At 53.6% G+C, this 19,374-nt stretch carries 17 protein-coding genes; 5 read left to right on the forward strand and 12 right to left on the reverse strand.

The window, feature by feature from the left end:
- Window positions 1-53: 53 nt before the first annotated feature.
- Both frsA and gpt read right to left on the reverse strand, forming a co-directional pair.
- Window positions 54-1,298 (reverse strand): esterase FrsA, encoded by a 1,245-nt coding sequence (frsA, locus tag OGY72_RS01055; RefSeq protein ID WP_003830828.1) that lies wholly within the window; start codon window positions 1,296-1,298, stop codon window positions 54-56.
- A gap of 100 nt (window positions 1,299-1,398) precedes the next feature.
- Window positions 1,399-1,857 carry a xanthine phosphoribosyltransferase gene (gene gpt, locus OGY72_RS01060; protein WP_003031380.1) on the reverse strand — a complete coding sequence of 153 codons (459 nt, stop codon included), beginning with the start codon at window positions 1,855-1,857 and terminating at the stop codon, window positions 1,399-1,401.
- A 261-nt stretch (window positions 1,858-2,118) separates the two neighbouring features.
- On the opposite strand from gpt, the gene pepD reads away from it, so the two are divergent.
- Window positions 2,119-3,576, forward strand: a complete 1,458-nt coding sequence (gene pepD, locus OGY72_RS01065) for a cytosol nonspecific dipeptidase (RefSeq protein ID WP_008783788.1) — start codon at window positions 2,119-2,121, stop codon at window positions 3,574-3,576.
- A gap of 151 nt (window positions 3,577-3,727) precedes the next feature.
- Here pepD and dinB read toward each other — a convergent pair whose 3' ends face one another.
- The gene (gene dinB, locus OGY72_RS01070) at window positions 3,728-4,783 is read right to left on the reverse strand and encodes a DNA polymerase IV (protein ID WP_003830824.1); all 1,056 of its coding nucleotides are present in this window, start codon (window positions 4,781-4,783) and stop codon (window positions 3,728-3,730) included.
- Between the two features lie 331 nt (window positions 4,784-5,114).
- Here dinB and dpaA point away from each other — a divergent pair, with 331 nt between their 5' ends.
- On the forward strand, window positions 5,115-5,855 hold the full coding sequence (gene dpaA / locus OGY72_RS01075; RefSeq protein ID WP_003830823.1) for a peptidoglycan meso-diaminopimelic acid protein amidase: 741 nt from the start codon (window positions 5,115-5,117) through the stop codon (window positions 5,853-5,855).
- Here dpaA and OGY72_RS01080 read toward each other — a convergent pair.
- Window positions 5,826-6,593, reverse strand: coding sequence for a class II glutamine amidotransferase (locus OGY72_RS01080; RefSeq protein WP_148362411.1), 768 nt, complete (start codon window positions 6,591-6,593; stop codon window positions 5,826-5,828). The genes dpaA and OGY72_RS01080 overlap by 30 nt on opposite strands.
- Before the next feature lie 111 nt (window positions 6,594-6,704).
- Window positions 6,705-7,286 (reverse strand): D-sedoheptulose 7-phosphate isomerase, encoded by a 582-nt coding sequence (gene lpcA / locus OGY72_RS01085; protein WP_003031390.1) that lies wholly within the window; start codon window positions 7,284-7,286, stop codon window positions 6,705-6,707.
- A 239-nt stretch (window positions 7,287-7,525) separates the two neighbouring features.
- Between lpcA and fadE the strand changes: the two genes are divergently transcribed.
- From fadE to OGY72_RS01100, 3 genes are all read left to right on the forward strand, one after another.
- A complete protein-coding gene (fadE, locus tag OGY72_RS01090; protein WP_286546212.1) occupies window positions 7,526-9,970 on the forward strand; it encodes an acyl-CoA dehydrogenase FadE in 2,445 nt (814 codons plus the stop codon).
- Between the two features lie 110 nt (window positions 9,971-10,080).
- Entirely contained in the window at window positions 10,081-10,848 is a 768-nt protein-coding gene (locus tag OGY72_RS01095; RefSeq protein WP_286546215.1) for an amidohydrolase, read from the forward strand.
- 178 nt (window positions 10,849-11,026) lie between these two features.
- On the forward strand, window positions 11,027-11,437 hold the full coding sequence (locus OGY72_RS01100) for a Spy/CpxP family protein refolding chaperone (protein ID WP_003830819.1): 411 nt from the start codon (window positions 11,027-11,029) through the stop codon (window positions 11,435-11,437).
- Window positions 11,438-11,452: 15 nt separating this feature from the next.
- On the opposite strand, the gene OGY72_RS01105 is transcribed toward OGY72_RS01100, so the two are convergent.
- The 7 genes from OGY72_RS01105 to OGY72_RS01135 are packed head-to-tail and all read right to left on the reverse strand — an operon-like array spanning window position 11,453 to window position 19,348.
- Entirely contained in the window at window positions 11,453-12,172 is a 720-nt protein-coding gene (locus tag OGY72_RS01105; RefSeq protein ID WP_003830818.1) for an EAL domain-containing protein, read from the reverse strand.
- Window position 12,173: 1 nt separating this feature from the next.
- Window positions 12,174-13,841, reverse strand: a complete 1,668-nt coding sequence (locus OGY72_RS01110) for an O-antigen ligase family protein (protein WP_286546220.1) — start codon at window positions 13,839-13,841, stop codon at window positions 12,174-12,176.
- Window position 13,842: 1 nt separating this feature from the next.
- Complete coding sequence (locus tag OGY72_RS01115; RefSeq protein ID WP_003830815.1) at window positions 13,843-14,385, reverse strand: fimbrial protein; 543 nt, start codon at window positions 14,383-14,385, stop codon at window positions 13,843-13,845.
- Window positions 14,386-14,394: 9 nt separating this feature from the next.
- Window positions 14,395-15,459, reverse strand: a complete 1,065-nt coding sequence (locus tag OGY72_RS01120) for a fimbrial protein (RefSeq protein ID WP_286546222.1) — start codon at window positions 15,457-15,459, stop codon at window positions 14,395-14,397.
- Window positions 15,456-16,061, reverse strand: coding sequence for a fimbrial protein (locus tag OGY72_RS01125; protein WP_048214874.1), 606 nt, complete (start codon window positions 16,059-16,061; stop codon window positions 15,456-15,458). The genes OGY72_RS01120 and OGY72_RS01125 overlap by 4 nt, the downstream gene beginning before the upstream one ends.
- 12 nt (window positions 16,062-16,073) lie before the next feature.
- Window positions 16,074-16,850, reverse strand: coding sequence for a fimbrial biogenesis chaperone (locus OGY72_RS01130; protein WP_428845935.1), 777 nt, complete (start codon window positions 16,848-16,850; stop codon window positions 16,074-16,076).
- A 26-nt stretch (window positions 16,851-16,876) separates the two neighbouring features.
- On the reverse strand, window positions 16,877-19,348 hold the full coding sequence (locus OGY72_RS01135; RefSeq protein ID WP_148362415.1) for a fimbria/pilus outer membrane usher protein: 2,472 nt from the start codon (window positions 19,346-19,348) through the stop codon (window positions 16,877-16,879).
- Window positions 19,349-19,374: the final 26 nt, after the last annotated feature.

Below are 19,374 nucleotides of genomic sequence, written 5' to 3' on the forward strand. Positions count from 1 at the left end.
ATCTCCTTAGGTGAAGCACCTGTTTTACCAAATCGATAAAATTTAGCAAACTTTTAACACAATCTCTGATTGATCCAACCGGTTATTTCCTGCAGCCCTTTGTCAAAATTGCGATACACCGGGTTGAACGGGATCTCCAGTAGCTTACCGTCTGAAGATGAAGATGTGATTAAACGTGACTCTTCTTCCGGACTAAACGGATCGTTCTTCCAGAATCCCGAGAGCATTGGCGTCGGGCAGCGTCGCCCCAGCAGGCCCTGCACTTTTAATGAATAGCGATTTAGCTCAACGCGCAGCGCTTCATCGGAGGCGTCATGCATCCCCAGGCGGCTAGCCAGTACATCAAGGTACATTTCCGGGACGCTCGCCTGACGCTGCGGGTCGCTAAGCAGCGCATGAACCACTGGCCCCAGACAGGCCACCGCCTTCAGACGCGATGATTCCAGATACGCCAGACGTACCGCTACGTTAGCGCCAAAGCGGAAACCGAAGGCCGCCACGCGGGTGTGATCCACCCAGGGAACATTAGGCAGCGCTTTTAATACATGCTGATGCAGCAGGCTGGAATCCTGAGTCAGTTTCCATTTTGACGAGAACCCGACCGACGGCATATCCAGCGTCAGCATGGCAATACCGCGCGGGGCAAAATAGCGCTCATACAGACTGTAATAATCCGTTTGCATGGAATCGAGGCCACCGCACATCAGCACCGTCGGGAACGGACCGTCGCCTTTTGGCATATGTAAGAAGCCGGTGATCGGCGCACCGCCGGTAACAGCAAACTCCATCTCACGCAGCGTGCCCGGCAATCGCTGTGCGGCCTCTTCATAGGCGCGATTGGCTAAAGCCTGTGCCTGCTCTGCCAGCTCATCGCCTTTCAGGTGTGGGTAAGCGGCAATGTTGTACAACGTAGACGCATGCAGCCAGTGACGTCCGCTCACTTGCGGATCCTCTTCCATAGACGCTTTCTGTTGCCAGTCCATCGCCTGCTTCGCCCACTCATAGATCCAGTTCCCACCGCGATAGCCGATAACCGTATCGTAGAGTTCTTTATCTGTACGCTCGGCTTCGCTCATCACGATACGTGCCTGCACCTCAAGGATTTCACGCGGGTCGACGCCGCGCCAGATCCACATCAGGCGATTCACCATGCGATACCAGTGCGGAATGGTTTTGCCATCCAGGGCAGATTGTACGGACGGCTGCGCGCCGTGATTAAAACGACGAACCAGTGTTGACGTTTCAGGGTGTTTGAAGCGGGGTTTAAACAGGACTTCGCTGAGGTTAGCCTGTGACATGATTGCAGCCTCCATGAGTACTCACTGAGGCATAGTGTAACCTGACACAGCACAAAAAGAACAACGCCCGGCAAATGCCAGGCGTTGAAAACTTTTTAGATTAGCGACCTGAGATCGGCGGGACGAACACCACGCCCATATCCCACGGCTGCTCAATCCAGGTATCCTGAGGGATATCAACAACATAATCATTCACCAGCGGGCGACCAGCCGGCTTAGCGAAGATAGTGACGAAATGCGCTTTAGGATACATTTCGCGGATCGCAACGGCGGTCCCACCGGTGTCAACCAGGTCATCAATTACGATGAAACCTTCACCGTCGCCTTCGGCACGCTTCAGCACTTTCAGTTCGCGCTGGTTGTCGTGATCGTAGCTGGAGATGCATACGGTATCGACATGACGAATACCCAATTCACGCGCCAGCAATGCGCCCGGCACCAGACCACCACGGCTAACGGCAATAATGCCTTTCCATTGTTCAGAAGGCATCAGGCGGCTTGCCAGTTTACGTGCATGGATCTGCAACATGTCCCAGGTGACGACGTATTTTTCGCTCATGTGAAGTGTCCCAGCCTGTTTATCTACGGCTTAAAAAGTGTTCGAGGGGGAAATAGGTTGCGCGAGATTATAGAGATCTGACGCACTAAAAACCAGTGTTTCGCGGAATCCGCGCCTCTTTTTGCATGCTTTATGCTAGCCGTCAGCGGAGAAAGTGGTATTCTCAATCGCATCGCGCAAGCCTGACTTGTGGTGTTTTTAATTCTGCTAACCCCGTGGCCTGCAAGCAAGTTTTGTAGGACATCGCCAAGGAGACTCAACGTGTCTGAACTGTCTCAATTATCCCCGCAACCGCTATGGGATATTTTTGCCAAAATCTGTTCTATTCCTCATCCGTCCTATCATGAAGAGCAGCTCGCTGAACACATTCTGAGCTGGGCCCAAGAGAAAGGTTTCCACGTCGAGCGCGATCAAGTCGGTAATATCCTGATTCGCAAACCCGCTACCGCAGGCATGGAAAACCGCAAGCCGGTCGTTCTGCAGGCGCACCTGGATATGGTCCCGCAGAAAAACAACGACACCGTGCACGACTTCACTAAAGATCCTATCCAGCCTTATATTGACGGCGAATGGGTGAAAGCCCGTGGCACCACGCTGGGTGCGGATAACGGCATCGGTATGGCGTCTGCGCTGGCCGTTCTGGCTGATGACAGCGTGGTACACGGTCCGCTGGAAGTGCTGCTGACCATGACCGAAGAAGCGGGTATGGATGGCGCGTTTGGTCTGCAGGCTAACTGGCTGCAGGCAGATATCCTGATCAACACCGACTCAGAAGAAGAAGGTGAGATCTACATGGGTTGCGCAGGCGGTATCGACTTTACCTCTAACCTGCCGCTGTCCCGTGAAGCAATCCCGGCTGGATTCCAGAGCTTTAAGCTGACGTTAAAAGGCCTGAAAGGCGGTCACTCCGGCGGCGAAATCCACGTGGGTCTCGGTAACGCGAACAAACTGCTGGTACGCTTCCTGGCGGGCCACGCTGAAGAGCTGGATCTGCGTCTGGTTGATTTCAACGGCGGTACGCTGCGTAACGCGATTCCGCGTGAAGCCTTTGCCACCCTCGCCGTGGCTGCAGATAAAGTTGATGCGTTAAAAGCGCTGGTCAACACCTATCAGGAAATCCTGAAAAACGAACTGGAAGCCAAAGAGAAGAACCTGGCTCTGCTGCTGGATGCCGTAACTCAAGACAAAGCCGCGCTGACCGCTCAGTCTCGCGACAGCTTTGTGCGTCTGCTGAACGCCACCCCGAACGGTGTAATCCGCAACTCTGACGTCGCCAAAGGCGTGGTAGAGACCTCTCTGAACGTCGGTGTTGTCACCATGACTGACGACAACGTTGAAATTCACTGCCTGATCCGTTCCCTGATCGACAGCGGTAAAGACTACGTGGTGAGCATGCTGGATTCACTGGGTAAACTGGCTGGCGCGAAAACCCAGGCAAAAGGCGGATACCCAGGCTGGCAGCCGGATGCTAACTCTCCGGTTATGCACCTGGTTCGTGAAACCTATCAGCGTCTGTTCAATAAAACGCCGAATATCCAGATCATCCACGCTGGTCTGGAATGTGGTCTGTTCAAGAAACCGTATCCAGATATGGACATGGTTTCCATCGGGCCAACTATCACCGGTCCACACTCCCCGGATGAGCAGGTTCATATCGAAAGCGTCGGCCATTACTGGACGCTGCTGACTGAACTGCTGAAGTCTATTCCGGCGAAGTAAGATTCTGCGCTAAATGTCGGATGACGCTACGTTTATCTGGCCTACATGCTGATTTGTAGGCCGGATAAAGTTGTTACGTAGCCATCTGGCCTGCACGCTGGTTTGTAGGCCGGATAAGGCGTTTACGCCGACATCCGGCAATTGTTCTGAGTCACAGCCCCAACAGTAGCTGTCTTTCCATTTGTGGATCCAGCAGCGTGACGTGTAATCCCACCAGCCTGACGCCTCGCCCTCCCCTACGCTCGTCCCAGGTCTTGCGCGCTGTCGTAATTAAGTCATCTTTATTTAAGCGCGGCCAGACGTGCTCCTGCGTAGTCTGCTGAAAATCATTAAACTTGAGTTTTATCCCCTGGCGAGCGATCAGCAGATCCGGTTTAACCTTTGCCAGACGCCGTTCCAGTTCGGGATAGAGCCGTTCTATTATCGCCTCACACTCCGACCACTCGTGAATATCTTCCGCCAGCGTACGCTCCACGCCGACGGATTTACGCAGCCTGTCGTTGTTAACGTCCCGTTCGTCAATCCCCTGACTGCGCTCCCACAGCACACGACCAAACTTGCCGAAGCGTTTGAGCAGCATTGCCAGGTCGTATTTTTGAACATCTTCGCAGGTACGTAATCCCATTGATTCCAGCTTAGCGGCGGAGACTTTGCCAACGCCGGGAATTTTGCCTAACGGTAATGTTCTGAGAAATTCAGGAACATCGGCAGGGGTAATCACATATTGCCCATTGGGTTTGTTGAGATCGGAAGCTATTTTTGCCAGAAATTTTACCGGCGCAATTCCGGCAGAGGCGGTTAACTGTAACTCGTTAAAAATTGTCTGGCGGATTTCCTGAGCGATCAGCGTAGCTGAGCCGTGGCAGTGGGTGCTGTCGGTCACATCCAGATAGGCTTCATCCAGCGAAAGTGGTTCTATCAGCGAGGTATAGCGGGAGAAAATAGCCTGAATCTGGCGGGAGGCTTCTTTATAGGCCTCGTAACGACCAGGTAATAAAGTGAGATGCGGACACAGCTTTAATGCCATTCCAGTTGGCATTGCGCTACGCACGCCAAATTTGCGCGCTGGGTAATTGGCCGTGCTGATGACCCCCCGACGTTCTCGACTGCCGCCAATAGCAATGGGAATATCACGCAGGGCGGGGTTGTCGCGCATTTCCACCGCCGCGAAAAAGCAGTCCATATCGACATGTATGATTTTACGCATCGTTTGTCTCCCACATCACTGTTTAAGTATACAGTATTTTTATGTTGTGAGAAGTCTGGTTGTACCTAATGCTGAGCCGTTCCTGACCCATTATCCATCCAGCACGATTAAGACCAAATGAAGCGCAGTAACCAGCAAAATACGCCAGTGTCTGACTGCCTTTAAGCGCAATTTTCCGTATAAAGAAAAACTAAAGTGTAAACGCCGCACGAGAGACTTGCGAAAAACTCTCTTGGTGCTAATGTGAGCGCTCCAGATCCAGATTTATCCGATTTGGGGATTCTTTTTGCCGTCCTGGCGTGTGTGATCGTTTTATCAAGGAATAAGCAGTATGCGTAAAATCGCATTTTTTCTTGCGATGCTTTTATTGCCGTGCGTTTCATTTGCCGGTTTGCTGAGCAGCAGCAGCCCGACTACGCCTGTCAGCAAAGAATATAAGCAGCAATTAATGGGCTCCCCCGTTTATATCCAGATCTTCAAAGAAGAGCGAACCTTGGATCTGTACGTCAAGATGGGCGAACAGTATCAATTGCTCGACAGTTATAAGATCTGTAATTATTCCGGTGGCTTAGGGCCAAAACAGCGTCAGGGTGATTTCAAAAGTCCGGAAGGATTTTACAGCGTTCAGCGTGGACAGCTGAAACCAGATAGCCGCTTCTATAAAGCGATTAACATTGGTTTCCCTAATGCCTACGACCGCGCACACGGTTATGAAGGTAAATACCTGATGATCCACGGTGCATGCGTTTCCGTCGGCTGCTACGCAATGACCGACAACGGCATTGATGAGATTTTCCAGTTTGTGACCGGTGCTCTGGTGTTCGGGCAGTCCAGCGTACAGGTTAGCATTTACCCGTTCCGCATGACCGATGCCAACATGCAGCGCCATAAGTTCTCGTATTACAAAGATTTCTGGGCCCAGTTAAAGCCGGGATACGATTACTTTGAACAAACACGTAAACCACCGACCGTCTCCGTCGTCGATGGTCGTTACGTCGTCAGCAAGCCGTTGAGTCACGAAGTGGTTCAGCCGCAACTGGCATCAAACTACACGCTCCCCGAGACAAAATAATGCCCACTCGCCTGGCATAATCTTTTGCCAGGTTTCATTGCCGGTTAACGGTTGAGTGGCAATCACGGTGACCACATCATTGGGTGTGGTCTCTGAGCTAAAATCGATTTCCACATCCTGATCCAGCAATGTCGCCACGCCAAACGGCGCACGACGCGTGATCCAAAACAGGTTGGTCGAACAGAAGGCCATCACATAGCGTCCGTCAGACAACAGCATGTTGAAGACACCCTTCTCCCGCAGTTCTCCTGCCAGCATCGCGATATATTTAAACACTGCCGTCATATTGCCAGGCGTGCGCGGATAACGCTCCGTCAGCTTGTGGAGCAGCCAGCAGAACGCTTTTTCGCTGTCGGTTTCACCGACCGGGCGGAAATTTCCGGTTTCCAGCGATTTATAGCCACTGAGCTGTCCGTTATGAGCATAGGTCCAGTTGCGTCCCCACAGTTCGCGGGTAAAGGGATGGGTATTTTCCAGTGCCACTTCGCCACGGTTCGCCTGACGAATATGGGCAATCACGGAACAGGATTTGATGGGGTAGTCTTGTACCAGCCTGGCGATAGGCGAATTAAAGCTGGGTTGCGGATCTTTAAACGTACGGCAGCCCTTACCTTCATAAAACGTTATACCCCAGCCGTCTTTGTGCGGCCCGGTCCCTCCGCCGCGCTGAACCAGCCCGGTGAAGCTAAAGCAGATATCGGTTGGCACATTGGCGCTCATCCCGAGCAGTTCGCACATACATCACCTACCTTAAAACCGTGAACTGCCTGATGGCGCTGCGCTTATCAGGCCTACGTGGCGCTCATGTAGGCCGGATAAGGCTTCAGCCACCATCCGGCAATCGTCTTCTTATGGTTTAACCATCTCTTTTTCGATTAGCTGGATCAGGATATGGATCACTTTGATATGAATTTCCTGAATACGGTCAGCGTAGCCAAAGTGCGGCACGCGAATTTCGATATCCGCGCTGCCCGCCATTTTGCCGCCATCTTTACCGGTCAGGGTGATCACTTTCATCCCTTTCTCACGCGCTGCGGCAATCGCTTTAATTACGTTACCGGAATTACCCGAAGTCGAAATGCCTAGCAGGACATCACCTTCACGACCCACGGCTTCTACGTAGCGAGAGAACACATAATCGTAACCAAAATCGTTGCTGACGCAGGAGATATGGCTAACGTCAGAGATTGCGATAGCAGGGTAACCTGGACGGTTTTCACGATAGCGTCCGGTCAGCTCTTCGGCAAAGTGCATCGCGTCGCAATGGGAACCGCCGTTACCGCAAGAAAGCACCTTACCGCCCGCTTTAAAGCTGTCTGCCAACAGAACCGCCGCGCGCTGAATGGCGTGAATATTGGCGTCATCTTTAAGAAAATTAGCCAGCGTTTCCGCCGCTTCGCTCAGTTCGTTACGAATAAGATCCTGGTACATGAGGATATCCTTCAGCATGAATGTAAATGACAAGACGCAGTGTACCGGATAGCGCTACCAGCGAGAAGTACAAGCCACAGGAATGGCTGTCGCTTTTGATTTTTTGTGCCGGTTAAAACAGCAACAATGTGAGCTTTGTTGTAATTATTTTGTAAACACATTGCTAAAAGAATTTACATCCACTACAAACATATCATCACAAGTGGTCAGACCTCCTACAAGCAAGGGAGCTTTTCGTTATGATGATTTTGAGTATTATCGCTACGGTTGTTCTGCTCAGCGTTCTGTTTTATCACCGCGTGAGCTTATTCCTCAGCAGCTTAATTTTGCTCGCCTGGACGGCTGCGCTTGGCGTGGCTGGCCTGTGGTCAGTCTGGCTGCTGGTTCCTCTGGCCATTATCCTCGTACCGTTTAACTTTACGCCGATGCGCAAATCTATGATCTCTGCGCCGGTGTTCCGCGGTTTCCGTAAAGTCATGCCGCCGATGTCGCGTACTGAGAAAGAAGCGATTGATGCCGGTACGACCTGGTGGGAAGGTGACCTGTTCCAGGGCAAGCCTGACTGGAAAAAACTGCATAACTATCCTCAGCCGCATCTGACCGCTGAAGAACAAGCGTTTATTGATGGTCCAGTGGAAGAAGCGTGCCGCATGGCGAACGACTTCCAGATAACCCATGAACTCGCGGATCTGCCGCCGGAACTGTGGGCATATCTGAAAGAACACCGCTTCTTCGCGATGATCATTAAGAAAGAGTACGGCGGGCTGGAATTCTCAGCATATGCTCAGGCTCGCGTTCTGCAGAAACTCTCCGGTGTTTCCGGGATCCTGGCGATCACCGTTGGCGTACCTAACTCATTAGGCCCAGGCGAACTGCTGCAACATTACGGCACCGAAGAGCAGAAAAATCATTACCTGCCGCGCCTGGCTCGCGGTCAGGAGATCCCATGCTTTGCTCTGACCAGCCCAGAAGCAGGCTCCGACGCAGGCGCCATCCCTGATACCGGGGTGGTTTGTATGGGCGACTGGCAGGGCCAGCAGGTGTTGGGTATGCGCCTGACCTGGAACAAACGTTATATTACGCTGGCGCCTATCGCCACGGTACTGGGTCTGGCATTTAAACTCTCTGACCCGGAAAAACTGCTGGGTGGTGAAGAAGATCTCGGTATTACCTGTGCGCTGATCCCAACCTCAACCCCGGGCGTACAAATTGGGCGTCGTCACTTCCCGCTGAACGTGCCGTTCCAGAACGGTCCGACCCTCGGTAAAGATGTGTTTGTACCGATTGATTACATCATCGGTGGTCCGAAAATGGCCGGTCAGGGCTGGCGCATGCTGGTGGAATGTCTGTCTGTGGGACGTGGTATTACCCTGCCGTCTAACTCGACGGGCGGCGTGAAATCGGTCGCAATGGCCACCGGCGCGTATGCGCACATTCGTCGCCAGTTCAAAATCTCCATCGGTAAGATGGAAGGTATTGAAGAACCGTTGGCACGTATTGCCGGTAACGCCTACGTGATGGACGCTGCGGCATCACTGATTACCTACGGCATTATGCTGGGTGAAAAACCGGCGGTGCTGTCGGCTATCGTGAAATATCACTGTACCCACCGCGGGCAGCAGTCAATCATCGATGCGATGGATATCACTGGCGGTAAAGGCATTATGCTTGGCGAAAGCAACTTCCTCGCCCGCGCTTATCAAGGTGCGCCAATCGCCATTACCGTAGAAGGTGCCAACATTCTGACCCGTAGCATGATGATCTTCGGTCAGGGTGCGATTCGCTGCCATCCGTATGTTCTGGAAGAGATGGCTGCGGCACAGAGTAACGATGTGAATGCGTTCGACAAGCTGCTGTTCAAACACATCGGTCACGTTGGCAGTAACAAAGTACGCAGCTTCTGGCTTGGTCTGACACGTGGCTTAACCAGCAGCACGCCAACCGGCGATGCGACCAAACGTTACTACCAGCACCTGAACCGCTTGAGCGCCAACCTGGCATTGCTTTCAGATGTGTCCATGGCCGTACTGGGTGGCAGTCTGAAGCGTCGTGAACGTATCTCCGCGCGTCTGGGCGATGTGTTAAGTCAGCTGTATCTGGCCTCCGCGGTACTGAAACGTTATGACGATGAAGGCCGTAATGAAGCGGACCTGCCGTTGGTTCACTGGGGCGTTCAGGATGCGTTGTACAAAGCGGAACAGGCGATGGACGATCTGCTGAAAAACTTCCCGAACCGTCTGGTCGCGGGCTTGCTGAACGTGGTTATCTTCCCGACCGGTCGCCACTATGATGCTCCGTCTGACAAGCTGGACCATAAAGTCGCGAAGATTTTGCAGGTTCCGAGCGCGACTCGTTCTCGTATTGGTCGTGGTCAATATCTGACGCCAAGCGAGCATAACCCGGTTGGTTTGCTGGAAGAGGCGCTGCTGGACGTGATTGCAGCCGACCCTATCCACCAGCGGATCTGTAAAGAGTTGGGTAAAAACCTGCCATTTACCCGCCTCGACGAACTGGCGCACAAAGCGCTGGCGAAAGGGCTGATTGATAAAGATGAAGCCGCGATTCTGGTGAAAGCCGAAGCGAGCCGACTGCGCAGTATCAACGTGGATGACTTTGAACCCGAGGAGCTGGCGACTCAGCCGGTAAAGCTGCCAGAGAAAGTGCGTAAAGTCGAAGCCGCATAACGATATACGCACAACGTTTAGCCCCGCTTAATGCGGGGCTTTTTATTGCCACATTTTCATTAATGCTCATGCTACAGTGTCAAAATGTTGTTCAACGAGGAGCCTCGATCGTGCCTGGTTTGAAAATTACTCTGCTGCAACAACCCTTGATCTGGATGGATGGCCCGGCCAACCTGCGCCATTTTGACCGACAACTGGAAACCGTCGCCGGACGTGATGTCATCGTGTTGCCCGAGATGTTTACCAGCGGATTTGCCATGGAAGCGGCAAATAAATCGTTGCCGCAAGAAGAAGTCGTAAGCTGGATGCGTGCCAAAGCGCAACAGACCAACGCCCTGATCGCGGGCAGCGCTGCTACCCAGTCTGAACGCGGCCCGGTAAACCGCTTTTTTCTGGTTGAGCCCGAAGGTAATGTGCATTTCTACGACAAGCGCCATCTGTTCCGCATGGCGGACGAGCATCAGCATTACCATGCGAGTGACGCGCGCGTTATTGTTGAATGGCGCGGCTGGCGCATTCTGCCGTTGGTCTGTTATGACCTGCGTTTTCCGGTATGGTCGCGCAATCGCAACGATTACGACCTGGCGTTGTATGTTGCCAATTGGCCTGCGCCGCGTTCGCTGCACTGGCAGCTTCTGCTTGCCGCACGGGCGATTGAGAACCAGGCTTATGTAGCAGGATGTAACCGCGTTGGCACAGACGGTAACGGTCATCATTATCGCGGTGACAGCCGGGTGATTAATCCGCAGGGTGAGATTATTGCCACCGCCGAGCCGCATCAGGCCACACGCATTGACGCCGAACTGTCACTCTCAGCGCTGCGCGAGTATCGCGAGAAGTTTCCCGCCTGGCAAGACGCCGACCCGTTCACGCTATAACTATCGCCTTCACTCCCGCTGCACAACGTTTTCCGTGGCGGGATTGTTTCACTCCGTAACCAACCGCAAAACAAATTCGCGTGGCGACATGCGGCGGGCATCGTATTCTGCAAAGGATAATCACTCGCAACCAGCGAGTGACTGACAATGTTAATAATTCCCTTATCAGGATCTCGACATGAAGAACTTCTTACGCATGACTTTGCTGGCGGCTACCTTAGCGGGCGCTTCTTTTAGTACGCTTGCAGCAAACGTATCCAATGTTCCTGCTCCAGCTCAGGACCCTGTCGTTCAGCATCTTAAGCTGACCAACGACCAGGTGGCGCAGATTAAAAAACTGCACCAGCAGCTTGAAACCAACGTCAGCCAGATTTCGGTGAAAGATGTTAAAGACGGCGCGTTGATTGACGTCATCAAGTCCGGGAAATGGGATGAAGCTGCCGTTCAGAAACAGCTTTCTGCGTTCAGCAACATCGAACAGCAGGCGCGTTATTATCGCGTAAAATACTATTTTGACCTGAACAAAGTGCTGACCCCAGAACAGCGCCAGCAGGTGCAAAAAGATATCGCACAGACGCTGAGCGAGTAATTTTCAGAGCCTGAGTCAGCAATGATTCAGGCTTTTCGGTAAAATTTCCTGCTCGAACAGAAAGCCCTGTACAGCATCTGCGCCGCTCATACGGCAAATGGCATAATCCTGTGGTGTTTCTACCCCCTCAATGACAACCCGTTCACCCAGCCCACGAAATTGATTGACCAGAACCCTCAACTGCCACTCCGATGTTCTGAACTGATGAAACATTCCACTTTCAATTTTGATGGCATCGAAACGGATGCCCGACAGCCGCCAGACAAAAAATAGCTCAGGCGAAACATCATCCAGCCACACGCGAAACCCGTGACGCACCAGCGTTTTTACGGCAATGCATACGGCCTGCTGCTCTGCCTTATCCAGGCGCATCATGGAGCCCGGATCCTGAATCTCAATAACAATCCTCCCCTGATGCCCCTGCTTTGTGAGACGCGTGATCCATGACAGACTGGTCAGCATCCTGACGGATAAATTCAGCGAATAGCTTCCCGAGAGGGCCAGCACCCGCTGCATTTGCCATAGAAAAAGCTGCTGTTTTGCCGTGATGGAAAGGTGCTTGAAAAACAGATCCAGTGGGAGCGGTGTGCGTACCTGGCTTAACACCTCACAAACATCCAGCGATGCGTCATCAAAAAAATGAATGCGCTGCAAACGGATCCCGGTGATCCGCAGCAGTTCGGCGTTGCGGGGAAGTTCTGGCACATAACGGGCCTGTTCACTGAATCTGTTCATATCATTCCATTATTTTATTAAAAGGACGTCGTGCATCCTGCAGCCACGGGATACGGCGATCGTTTGGGTATATCAGGCAAAAGCGCGTCGCCAGACGATGTGCCTCGACCAGGTCGCGCTGTTGCAACGCCAGCAAGATTTGCGTGAAGGAGACATTAGGATCTGGGTGAACGCGCACATAGTCAGGCGCCCAGCGGCGAACCCCCTCCAGCCAGCGTGCGTCCCGGGTACGCTGATACCGTTGCAGATACCCCATCTGGACATCAAACCGATAGCGACTGGTAAGAAGCCAGCCTCCGACAGGGAGCGGTTCGGCAAGATGCCACTGCGTTGACTGCCTCTCCGCCAGCGTCAGTTGCTGTTGCGTGTACAGCGTGAGAAGCAGCAATGGCGCGACGGTCAGTAACGAGATAAACCCTGCCGCGCGAATCAGCGACGTTGACGTAAGCACCAGGCGTATTCCCGTTTGCGCGCTGTCTGCACATCGAAGCAACAGGATCAACAGCAGCCAGTGTGGCGTTGACTGCCTGACGGGGTATTCCGTCAACATATGAATAACCACCGGCAGTGCCGCCACCAGGCAGACGCGACGCCAGCAATTACCGTGCAGCCAGAGCCAGAAACCACCCGCTATAAAACAGAGTGCCCCCGCAAGCCCAACCAGACCGCCCTCCACCAGCCACAGCACCAGTTCGTTGTGCGGATGCGAAATGCTGCCCAGCCCCAATGGCCCCGCGCGTTCGAGAAACACGGCAGCAAAACTGCCCACGCCCCACCCCATCCACGGGCGTTCGACAAATAATGCCAGCGACGTTTTCAACACCGTCCAGCGCGCTTGAGAAGTCGTCAGATGATCGACCGTGACCACAGTCAAAAAATGGCGGGCCGTGGCCCCTATCACCACGCCTAACGCCAGCGGCAGTAGAAGCAGCATTAGCGTGCGCCGTTGCGCCGGGAAAACCGCCAGCAGCAGCACTTCACCGACTACCAGAGACAAGTAGCCGGTTTGCGACTGAGATTCATGCAGCACAAATCCCATCATTACCAGGCCTATTCCAATGGCAATTCGATACCCGCGGTGCAGACGTAAAAAGAGCGGCGCTGACAGCAGCACACCGCATGCCGTGAAGCTGGCCATCAGGTTGACCTGCTGAAATATCCCGTAGGGTCGCGTACCGCGCCGCCAGGCAAACTCCCAGTAATCAACGCCCGGCAAATGCCAGTACTGATAGACAAACGCCAGACATTCAATCACGCACGCTCCCCATAGCAGAGCCAGCAGTGCCGTCAGGGTGTTTGCCGTGAGCGGAATTTGTAATGTGACCAGATAGACGCTCACACCGCCCAGTAACGCCCCCGCCACCAGCAGTGCCTCGGCCTGCCAGACATCAGGCGTTAGCAGGCAAAGCAACGTCAGGATGAACACCCCGACTGTAAAACCCGTAGCGGGCACAGTGATGCGCCAGCGTTGACGAGGCACCAGCATCAATACGCTTGCAGCCAGTACAACAGCGTAGATCCAGCTCGTAATATTAAGCGGCAACGACAGACCGCTGCCGCCGTTGTTCGGCCAGTAGAGATGCATGGCCCCACACCAAAAAAACAGACTAATACTGAGCAATAATTTCTGCGCAGGCAGCGGCGCAATGCGATTCAGTACGTTCATCATGCTACTGGTAGTTCAACGTCCAGGTCCCGCTGGCGCTGAACGGACCGTATTCGAGAGACTGATTTTTTATCGCCGATGGCTCCGCTGCGACCCACGCCAAGAAATTCAGCGTCATCGAACCTTCTGTTATCTCTTTGACTGACGTGCTCTCATCAAGGCGGATTGCCGTACCGTCCTCTTCGCTCATCCCAATCCCGATCCCTGACGCGCCGCCTTGTTCACTGCTATCCAGCGCCAGATGATCGGTCAGCTCCGCATCCTCACGACCGCTGAAGGTAACCGAGATCCCACGGAAAACCTCAGGGTTGCAGTCGCGTAACTGGATGCTGAATTTTTCCGGCTTACTGCGCCCCGAGAGATAGAGATCCTGTGTCGCGATTTGCTTGAAATCGACCTCGATTTTGTCGCCTCCCGGTGCAAGGCTGCAGGCCAGCGCTCTGATGGTGCCGTGAAAATACATGTCGCCGCCGACCAGTTTGGTGTCGGCCTGCGCCATGCCACCTAGCAGTAACATACTGGTCGCGAATAACGCCGAGAATCTCATGACATCCCCCTACTGAAACTGCGCGACAACGGTAGCAGAGGCTTCAAATTCACCTTCCTTCACGCTTCCCACGCCCGGCTTTGCCACCGGCGCAGCGGTGAGATTCCAGTCGCCCTGATTCTGGTAAAACCCCTTCACGTTGTAGAATTGATTAGGCACGACGGTGCCACCACTTTCGTCTTTAAGCATAATGCCGAGATCCTCGCGCTTTTGTCCGCCGCTCAGCGTGCCAAGGAGATTACCGTTAAACCCCGCCGTACCTGACGCCGTGGTCGTTTGTATACCAAGATTAATGTTCAGCGCGCCCTGATCGAAACTCCCACCTTCACAGACCACATGTATAGGGACTGACTTGCTGTAGTTAGTGCCGTTGAGCCGGGCAGCGGATCCAGGCAGATCGCCAAACTCAATGCTGATTTTGTCTCCCCGGTTGAAGGTGCATTTGTCCGGGACGGTAATCAGCCCGGATTTAATCACCACGCGAGAAATCGCCGTGGTTGGCGTAGGTCCCGCGCTTCCCATGCGCCCGGCCACCTCCACCAGCGACTGGGAAGTGATATTGATGCCATTGATAATGGGTTTAGTGACAATAAACGTCACTTTCCCTTTTGAACCACTTTCAACGTTAGTCGCTCGCGTGTAGCCCTTACGCTTTTTACAGCTGTTGTTGCTGTTGCGGTTTGAAACGTTGGTAAAAGGCGCCTGCACATATTTTTTATAGCCCCCGGCAACCCACACCTGAACTTCCACATCCAGATACTCGTTTAGCCGAAAACGGTTCGCCCCCTGATTTGAAGGCGGCATCGTGGTTGTGGTGGTGTAGTAAATTGGTGCTCGGGAGATGTCAGCCTGTTCGCAATAGAAATTCACCACATACCAGCCACCCAGATTCCATGGGAACGGCTCCGTTCTGCCACCCACGTGGTTTTTGCTCACATCCAGCGAGCTCAGTTCAATATCGTACTGATGCGGCGACCCACCTTCCGGCTCACCTTCTCCCTGTGTAAATGCCTGCCCGGCTATCGGACAGCCTGCCAGCACCACCCACAACAGCGTTTTACGTAATACGCTCATAGATACTCCAGCTTGAGTCTGACCAGACCGTTAAATTCTCCGGCGGTCACCTCTCTCCCAAAAGATTCCAGCGCGGCAAGAAAATGAATGGCGTTATCGCCCGGTTTGAGGATCCACATGCGTTGCGGTTGGTTCAGGTGGATCAACTGGTTGCGTTCGGTCAGTAGCCGAATGCCTGCACCACGCACATCGCCGCGAATGCGCCCCAAATCGCTGTTTTCCGGCGCGCCTTCAGCCATTAGGGTCATCGAAACGCCACGTTCCACCGTGCTATGCGCCAGCTCCGGCATCTCACTGGTCTGCCCGGGGAAATCCCTTAAGGTATGACCGGAGCCCTTTAAACAGCCGTTCAGATACAGCGTGACCAATACCGGATCGCTGCGATCGCCGCCCTGGCGAAAACGGCTGGCGGAAATATCACCAAGATCGATAGTCTGATCGCGGGAGGCCATATCCAGCACGCACGGCGAAACGAACACTCGCCCATGAAAGCGGACGTTGCCATACTCGCCGGACACATTGCTCATATCCTGGCGACCGCTTGTGGCCTGAACCGAGCAGGCCATGCCCGCCATCAGCAGAGCGCAAAGCATCTTTTTCATTTACGAATCCTGTTACCGGGGCTGTTGCTCCATCGGCAATGCTTTACACACATTGCCTGTGCAGCTGAATTTCAATTCGGGATGACCGCCAAAATCGTTCACATACATCATGCTGAACTGGCTAACGCTGCCGTCGGCCACGCTGAAATCGAGAGAGGACTTTGGTGAAACCATAATCCCAGGGAAGTCAGTCAGCCTGTCGCCGCCCTGCGCTTCAGGCTTGCGGCTTAAGCCGATTAAGGTAACGAAGTACGGCGTAGGGTTATCCACACTCCAGCGCAGCCCCTGCTTATGAAAGACCAGTTGGTTTTGCCACACGGCGCCCGGTGTTTCCGGCACGATGGCGGTCGGACGGTAGAACAGTTTGATGCGTGACTGCATCGCCAGTTGCAGCACGTTCGGCTTATCCGGCTTGGGCGGAATTTCACGCACATTCAGGTAGAACAGACTTTCGCGATCCTGCGGCAGAGCGTTAATACCGCTGGTTTTTGTCACACGCGCAATGCCCTTTTGCCCGCCGTTAATCCGCTGCAGCGGCGGTAAAACCATCAACGGCGAGGTAATTTTTGTTCCATTGGCGTCTTCCACCCACGACTGAGCCAGAAACGGAATGCTTGGACTGGTGTTGGTTAAGTTCGCGCTGACAGATCGCGCATCACCGGTGATGATCAGACGGGTACGGTCAAGTGCAATACCCGCCCATGAGGCGTTGATCTCTGCAATAAAAAGCAGACCGCAGACCACGGGTTTGAGCCAACGCTGCACGGAGTAAAATGCTTGATTTTTCATGACAAAATTCATTCAGGTTATTGATATTATTCACAAGGCAACAGCACGTTACCTTCCGGGTTGATTTGTTGAGGCACCTGTAAGTGACACTGCGCGCGACCGCCCCAGGCAACAGAAAGACGCTCGGCTGGATTCACACCCGCAATCCAGGCCATGCCGTTTTCCATCACCATGGCGACGCTAACACCGTTGGCGTTAAACACTTCGGCACCAAACGGCGGTACCGAACCATCTTTCAGGCGCAGCAGCGCCATCATTTTTTGCCCCTGCGCCACGGCGAAGCGCTGATAACCAATCGCGCCTTCCGTCAGGGTGTTGGTGACAATGGCTTTGGTCGCGGAAATGTCCTCGTCCATTGCGTCCACATCGATACGGGTATCAAAGCTGTGATAGCTGACGACGTCCGGTACGACGGCAATACCGAAGCGGTTTGAGTGCGCCTGTTCGCCGTTCAGCGGTACATTCGCCACACCGTCGGTATCAACCATCACCCTGGCGGTATTCATCGACGCCTGGCTGTTGTGTAGCGCCGCGCCATGACGCGTTGCGGTAAAGCCGCCGCGCATCGTGCCACCAACGGAGAAATAGCGTGATTGCTGCCAGCTGACGTTAGATTCCAGTTCCGCCATCATGCTGCGATGCTTGTAGTAGCCATCAAACGCGGTGTGCCCTTCACCGGAAACCCCTGCGCGCAGTCGCCATGGATTGTTACGGTCGCGGTTATCGGAATACGAAACCATCTGACTGGTCTGGCTGCCGCTGTTTTGCACTTCATAATCCATTGAGCGGCCATCGCTCCATGGCACCGAAATGGACAGCGAAAGGCTGTCGTCCCGTTTGCCCTGATACTCAGAGCGGTAAGCAGCAAGGTTAGCGCTGATCCCCTGAATGCCTGCGAACGAAAAGCTGTGCCCCATCGACACCCCGTAACGATCCTGAGAGCCACGATCCCAGTAATTCTGGTGGGTATAGGTCAGGTACAGCGTGGTCGCTAATTGCGGGTCGTCGGCAAAAAAGGTCTTGTTACCGGTGATGGTGTACATCTCTTTTTCGTTACCGGCGCTGTTGTTATTTTCATACTGCTCGTCGAGAAACTGCGAGAAGGTGCGGAAGTTACGCTGTGAAAAACGGTAACCGGCAAAGGTGATGGCGCTGTTGTATTCATCAAAGGTTTTGGCATAGCTGAGCTTAAAGGACATCCCTTTTTGTTCAGCCTGATGCTTCACCCGGCTCACGGATTGCGTTGCGTCAGCCGACAGCGCGCCCAACCAGCTCAAATCCCGCCCAATCCCCATCGACCAGGCGTTATAGCGATCGCCAGTGAGCAACGCGCCACCGTACAGTGACCACGCATTGCTGACCCCCCATGAAAAATCACCGCTATAAAATGCAGGTCCCTGGACGTCGTGGTTATAACGCGATGGCTTACCGACAGCGGCGTTGTAACGAACATAGCCCGGGCGCGTCAGGTAAGGGATATCGGCCGTATTGACCTGAAAGGTTTGTACGCTGCCATCCTGCTCTTCGACGCGAACATCCAGCGTGCCGCGTACCGAGCCATGTAGATCCTGAATATTAAATGGCCCCGCTGGAACAGTGGTTTGATAGATAACACGCCCCTGCTGACTGACGGTGACCTTCGCATTACTGCGGGCGATGCCGTGCACTTCGGGCGCGTAGCCCTGCAAATTCGGTGGTAGCATGCGCTCGTCGCTGGCGAGGTTAGCCCCCGTAAATCGCACTGAATCAAACACCTGGGAATTCAGATATATTTCACCGACCGTCAGTTTTGCAGCCTGCATCGGTAACGGGCGATAGGCATAGATCTGATCCCAGTCGATACGCCCACGATTTTCATCCGAAGCATAATTGGCCTGATACTGGCCACGAAAGCGCCACGCGCCGAGGTTAAAGCCCGTCTGTCCATAACCAGACAGTGAGCGGTAATGATCGCCACCTTGTTCGTAATGTGTGGCCTGGCCCGAAACGCTGTAGTCGAAAATCAGTCCCGCGACGCCGTTATCCCAGCGCTCCGGCGGCGTCCAGTCTGGATCGGTATATTTCATCCATGCCTGTGGCACGGTAATGTCCAGTACGCCTGCGCTATTATTCAGCACCACACCCGGCAGGCGGGAAATGTCATAGCAGGTCGCGCTAATCGGATGAATATAGGTCAGCGCCTCTTCTTTGAGCGCCAGTAATTCGAGCTGTTGCGGCGTCAGGCACGCCATGGATTTATGCGCGTTGGCAGGATCAACGATATAACGGATCGACTGCTGAGGGATCTCCTGGCTGTTAATACGAACATCCAGTAGATATTCTCCGGGAGTCACAAAGTTGCCTTCGGAAAAACGCTGTAAATCGACATTTTGTCTGTCACTGGCATCCAGGACGTCAGTATTAAATTCAATAGACTCATCCGCTTCAGCCCATGAAGAGGCACAGACCAGAGCAATTAAAAGCGCCAGACGTTTTTTATCTGTTTTCAGCGTGATCATTTTCGTTCGCAAACCTTCAGATACCC

The organism is Citrobacter sp. Cpo221, assembly GCF_030332345.1.
Lineage (GTDB): Bacteria > Pseudomonadota > Gammaproteobacteria > Enterobacterales > Enterobacteriaceae > Citrobacter > Citrobacter portucalensis.

Bases quoted from the DNA above. Each gene is read 5' to 3' on its own strand.
- frsA (WP_003830828.1), bottom strand. From the start codon at position 1,298: ATGTCACAGGCTAACCTCAGCGAAGTCCTGTTTAAACCCCGCTTCAAA.
- gpt (WP_003031380.1), bottom strand. From the start codon at position 1,857: ATGAGCGAAAAATACGTCGTCACCTGGGACATGTTGCAGATCCATGCA.
- dinB (WP_003830824.1), bottom strand. From the start codon at position 4,783: ATGCGTAAAATCATACATGTCGATATGGACTGCTTTTTCGCGGCGGTG.
- dpaA (WP_003830823.1), top strand. From the start codon at position 5,115: ATGCGTAAAATCGCATTTTTTCTTGCGATGCTTTTATTGCCGTGCGTT.
- OGY72_RS01080 (WP_148362411.1), bottom strand. From the start codon at position 6,593: ATGTGCGAACTGCTCGGGATGAGCGCCAATGTGCCAACCGATATCTGC.
- lpcA (WP_003031390.1), bottom strand. From the start codon at position 7,286: ATGTACCAGGATCTTATTCGTAACGAACTGAGCGAAGCGGCGGAAACG.
- fadE (WP_286546212.1), top strand. From the start codon at position 7,526: ATGATGATTTTGAGTATTATCGCTACGGTTGTTCTGCTCAGCGTTCTG.
- OGY72_RS01100 (WP_003830819.1), top strand. From the start codon at position 11,027: ATGAAGAACTTCTTACGCATGACTTTGCTGGCGGCTACCTTAGCGGGC.
- OGY72_RS01105 (WP_003830818.1), bottom strand. From the start codon at position 12,172: ATGAACAGATTCAGTGAACAGGCCCGTTATGTGCCAGAACTTCCCCGC.
- OGY72_RS01110 (WP_286546220.1), bottom strand. From the start codon at position 13,841: ATGATGAACGTACTGAATCGCATTGCGCCGCTGCCTGCGCAGAAATTA.
- OGY72_RS01115 (WP_003830815.1), bottom strand. From the start codon at position 14,385: ATGAGATTCTCGGCGTTATTCGCGACCAGTATGTTACTGCTAGGTGGC.
- OGY72_RS01120 (WP_286546222.1), bottom strand. From the start codon at position 15,459: ATGAGCGTATTACGTAAAACGCTGTTGTGGGTGGTGCTGGCAGGCTGT.
- OGY72_RS01125 (WP_048214874.1), bottom strand. From the start codon at position 16,061: ATGAAAAAGATGCTTTGCGCTCTGCTGATGGCGGGCATGGCCTGCTCG.
- OGY72_RS01130 (WP_428845935.1), bottom strand. From the start codon at position 16,850: ATGAAAAATCAAGCATTTTACTCCGTGCAGCGTTGGCTCAAACCCGTG.
- OGY72_RS01135 (WP_148362415.1), bottom strand. From the start codon at position 19,348: ATGATCACGCTGAAAACAGATAAAAAACGTCTGGCGCTTTTAATTGCT.